Source organism: Hymenobacter agri (assembly GCF_054778495.1).
In genome coordinates, this window is the sequence record NZ_BAAGZM010000353.1 from 1 (window position 1) to 4,421 (window position 4,421).

Genomic DNA, 4,421 nt, shown 5'->3' on the forward strand with positions numbered 1-4,421 from the left:
GGCCGACGTGGGCGACGAAGCCGCCGCCGAGCGCGCCGTAGCCGAAACCGTGGCCCGCTTCGGTGGCCTCGACGTGCTCCTCAACAACGCCGGCATCAGCATGCGCGCCCGCTTCCAGGATGCCGACCTCGAAGTCATCAAGCGCCTGATGCAAACCAATTTCTTCGGCACGGTCTTCACCACCAAGTTTGCCCTGCCGCATTTGCTCAAAAGCAAGGGCAGCATTGTGGGCATCAGCAGCATTGCCGGCTACCGCGGGCTGCCGGGCCGCACCGGCTACTCGGCCTCCAAGTTTGCCATGAACGGCTTCCTCGAAGCCCTGCGCACCGAGCTGCTCGACCAGGGCGTGCACGTGCTCACGGCCGCCCCGGGCTTCACGGCCTCCAACATTCGCAACACCGCCCTGGCCGCCGACGGCTCCTCGCAGGGCGAAAGCCCGCGCGACGAAGGCGCCATGATGAGCAGCGAAGCCGTGGCCGACGAGATTCTGAAAGCCGTGCAGCAGCGCAAGCGCACGCTCACGCTCACCGGCCAGGGCAAACTGGTAGTGTTCCTCAATAAGCTGCTACCCGGCCTCAGCGATAAGCTGGTGCTGAATCACTTCCGTAAGGAAGAAAAGGGCGTGGATGTGGGGTAAAGCGTCTGTCATTGCGAGTGGAGCGCAGCGGAATGCGGTAATCCTTCCTCTCCTGGCAATTAGCCTAATCAATGTGATAAGCTTCGTTTTTTGAACGCCAAAAAAGCCCCGACACTACGCAGTGCCGGGGCTTTTCACATCTTGAAGGTTGGTCGCTGAGAGAGGAAGGATGCCGCATCCCGCTGCGCTCCACTCGCAATGACAGACGACTACATCGACGCTTTCTGCGCCAGCTTCACGGCCTCGTACATATCGACCACGCCGCCGGTTACCGACAGGTTGGCGAAGTCGACCAGCTTTTCGCCGCCGGGCGTCTGCACCTTGGTGTGGTGCACCTGGGCCGACTGCATGATGATGCGCTTGAGGTCGGTGGCGGTGAGCTTGGGGAAGTACGACTTGAGCACGGCCGCCACGCCGGCCGTCACGGGCGAGGCCATACTGGTGCCGCTTTCGTTGCCGTAGGTGCTGCCGGGCAGCGTGCTGTAGATGTTCACGCCGGGCGCAAACACATCCACGCCCTTCTTGCTGTAGTTCGAGAAGTCGGCGGTGAGGTGGCTGTTGTCCTGGGGGCCCGAGGCGCCCACCGTGAGCAGGTTTGGAATGGGCGCATTGTTCATGTAGAACGAGGCCGGGTAGTTGTCCTCCACGTCGAGGTTGTGGTTCTCGTTGCCGGCGGCGTGCACCAGCAGTACACCTTTCTGGGCGGCGTACTTATAGGCCGCTTCCACGGCCGGGCGCTGGGGCGAAAACTCCTTGCCGAAGCTCATGTTGATAATCTGCGCGCCGTTGTCCACGGCGTAGCGGATGGCGTTGGCCACGTCCTTGTCGCGCTCATCGCCGTCGGGCACGGCCCGCACCGCCATAATGCGCACCGGGTCGGGCGCCAGGCCCTGAATGCCGAGGTTGTTGGTGCGCACGGCCGCGATGATGCCCGCCACGTGGGTGCCGTGCATGGGGTCGGGCCCGTGCAGGTCGTTGTTGCCGTAGAAGCGCTGCGTCACGTCGCTGGGGTTGTCCTTCACGATGTCGGCGCGCGGGTCGAAGTTCAGGTTCAGCGAGTTGTCGAGCATGCTGCGCTCCTGCTTGGCGCCTTCGTTCAGCTGCTTCAGCAGGTCATCGGCGTCGGCGGCGCCGGTCTGGTGCATCATTTCCAGCATGCCCGCAATGGCGCGCTTCAGGTTCGGGTCGTCGGGGCGGGCGTTGCGCAGGGCCACGGTATCGAGCTTGTCGGTGCCCAGCGCCTGCTTCATGGCGCCCACCATGTCGGTGATGGGGCCGGTCATGCTCTCCACCTGCTGGTTGCGCTCGGTTTCCTCTTTCAGGCGGGCTTTGTAGGCTTTCTCCGCTTTCTCATACAGCAGGAAGTCGGCCTTGTCGGCGGGCTTTACGGTTTTGGCCGTGAGGCCCTTGAAGCGCTTGCGGCCGGCGGCCACGATGCGCGTCATCTCCAGTGTTTCGGCATTCACGTTGCGGCCATCGGGACCGCCGAGGAAGTTCCAGCCGTGCACGTCGTCCACGTAGCCGTTCTTGTCGTCGTCGATGCCGTTGCCGGGAATCTCCTTCATATTGCGCCACAGCACGGGCTTCAAATCAACGTGGGCCGTGTCGATGCCCGAGTCAATCACGGCCACCACCACGGGCGTCGGCACCAGGTTTTTCAGGATTTCCGCGTAGGCGCGGTTGGCCCCCACGCCGGGCACGTTGTCGAGCTGCGGGTCTTTGAGGTACCACTGGGCGGCGCTCATGTCGCCGGTGGGCGGGGTGGCGGTAGTCGAAGGGGCATTAACCGATTGGGCCTGGGCCAGGGCCGGGCCGGCCAGCAGCGCCACGGCCAGCGACCAGCGACAGAAGGGATGAATTGTCATAAGCAAATGAAGCGCGGCCACGCGGCCGCGGTGGTGGGAAGTAAACCGAAGTCGGCACAAAGGAAGTTCGGCCACGGCAAAGACGGGGCCAACGCGGGTGATGTTGCGCGGCCGACCGACCCCCGCGCCGGTAGCAGATGACACCTACCCGGTAACTTCACGCCCTCAACTCCGGTTTCCTGCGCATGATTCGCTCCCTCCGCCCGTTCGCCACGGCCTTATTACTCATTGCTCATTGCTCATTGTTCATTGAGCCTGCGCAGGCCCAAACGCCCAAAACCTACACCTCCTCCGAAATCCTGCTGGGCCTCAAAAAGCTCAACGTCCTCGGCTCGGTGATGTACCTGGCCGCCCACCCCGACGACGAAAACACCCGCCTCATCGCCTACCTGGCCAACGAGCGCCTGCTCGAAACCAGCTACCTGAGCTGCACCCGCGGCGACGGCGGCCAGAACCTCATCGGCCCCGAGCTGCGCGAAGGCCTCGGCGTCATTCGCACGCAGGAGCTGCTGGCGGCCCGGCGCCTCGACGGCGGCCGGCAGTTCTTCACCCGCGCCAATGACTTCGGCTTCTCCAAAACTTCCGACGAAACCTTTCGCATCTGGGACAAGGAGCAGGTGCTCGCCGACATGGTGTGGGTCATCCGCCAGCGCCGGCCCGACGTGCTCATCACCCGCTTCCCGCCCGATGCCCGCGCCGGCCACGGCCACCACCAGGCCAGCGCCATCCTCGCCGCCGAAGCCTTCGACGCCGCCGGCGACCCCAAGCGCTTCCCCGAACAGCTCCAGTACGTGCAAGCCTGGCAGCCCAAGCGGCTATTCTGGAACACCGGCAGCTTCTTCGTGAAGCCCGGCGAAAACATGGACGGCTACCTCAAGCTCGACGCCGGGGGCTACAACCCCCTGCTGGGCCAGAGCTACGGCGAAAGCGCGGCCCGCAGCCGCAGCAACCACCGCAGCCAGGGCTTCGGCTCGGCCGCCCAGCGGGGCGAGGCGCTGGAGTATTTCCAGCCCGTGAAAGGCGACAAAGCCACCAAAGACCTGTTCGAAGGCGTGGACCAGACCTGGAACCGGGTGCCCGGCGGCGCGGCCGTGGGCAAGCTCATTGAGGAGGTGATTCGCACCTACAACCCGAGCAACCCCAGCGCCAGCGTGGCGGGGCTGCTGAAGGTGCGGGAGCAAATGTATGCTTCCTATCAGAAGCTAGGTGAATCATATACGAGTAAGGAGATGCCTAATGAGGCAATTCGTGACCAAGCCGTAGATGAAATAAGCAAAGCCCAGTTTTGGGTTCAAAACAAGGTTGGTCAGGTTGATGAATTGCTCAAGGCATGTTTAGGACTGCACTTGGAAGCTACCACTTCTGTAGCTTCTGTAGCGCCGGGAGAGAAAGTTGAAATTTCAACCGAAGCCTTTCAACTGCCTTCATCGAATGTCTTTCCACAGCGAGTCTATTTAACTCCTAGCAGTGGCGATACGGTCAACTATCCTCCTTTACTGAAAGGAAGCCAATACACTGGTTCAGGCCGAAGCAAGCTCAATTTCACTGCTCCAGCTACTCTAGCTTCAAGTGCACCATACTGGTTGCGGGAGAAACAGACTCTAGGCATGTATCGGGTTGATGAACAATTGTTGCGAGGAAAACCAGAAAATGAATCTGCGCTAACTGCTCATTACACTTTTAAGTATAGGTACACTGTTGCCGATGCCAAGAAGCGCGAGAAGGAAATGCAAGGGACAATTGATTATGAAGTTCCCGTCCAATACAAGCATACCGACCCCGTGCTGGGCGAATTATACCAGCCGCTGGCCGTGGTGCCCCCCGTGCTGGTGAACCTGCCGCCTGCCCGTTCCTACGTCTTCGCCGATGCCCAGCCCAAGACCGTGCCCGTCACGCTGCGGGCCGGGCGCGCCGGGGTG

At 62.2% G+C, this 4,421-nt stretch carries 3 protein-coding genes; 2 read left to right on the forward strand and 1 reads right to left on the reverse strand.

Annotation, left to right across the window (positions count from 1 at the left end; genetic code table 11):
* The coding region (locus tag ACYVDE_RS15480) for an SDR family oxidoreductase (RefSeq protein WP_460502440.1) at positions 1-637 on the forward strand (637 nt) is incomplete at its 5' end.
* 209 nt (positions 638-846) lie between these two features.
* Here ACYVDE_RS15480 and ACYVDE_RS15485 read toward each other — a convergent pair.
* Positions 847-2,502 carry a S8 family peptidase gene (locus tag ACYVDE_RS15485; protein ID WP_460502441.1) on the reverse strand — a complete coding sequence of 552 codons (1,656 nt, stop codon included), beginning with the start codon at positions 2,500-2,502 and terminating at the stop codon, positions 847-849.
* A gap of 185 nt (positions 2,503-2,687) precedes the next feature.
* Between ACYVDE_RS15485 and ACYVDE_RS15490 the strand changes: the two genes are divergently transcribed.
* On the forward strand, positions 2,688-4,421 hold a 1,734-nt coding region (locus tag ACYVDE_RS15490), incomplete at its 3' end, for a PIG-L family deacetylase (RefSeq protein ID WP_460502442.1).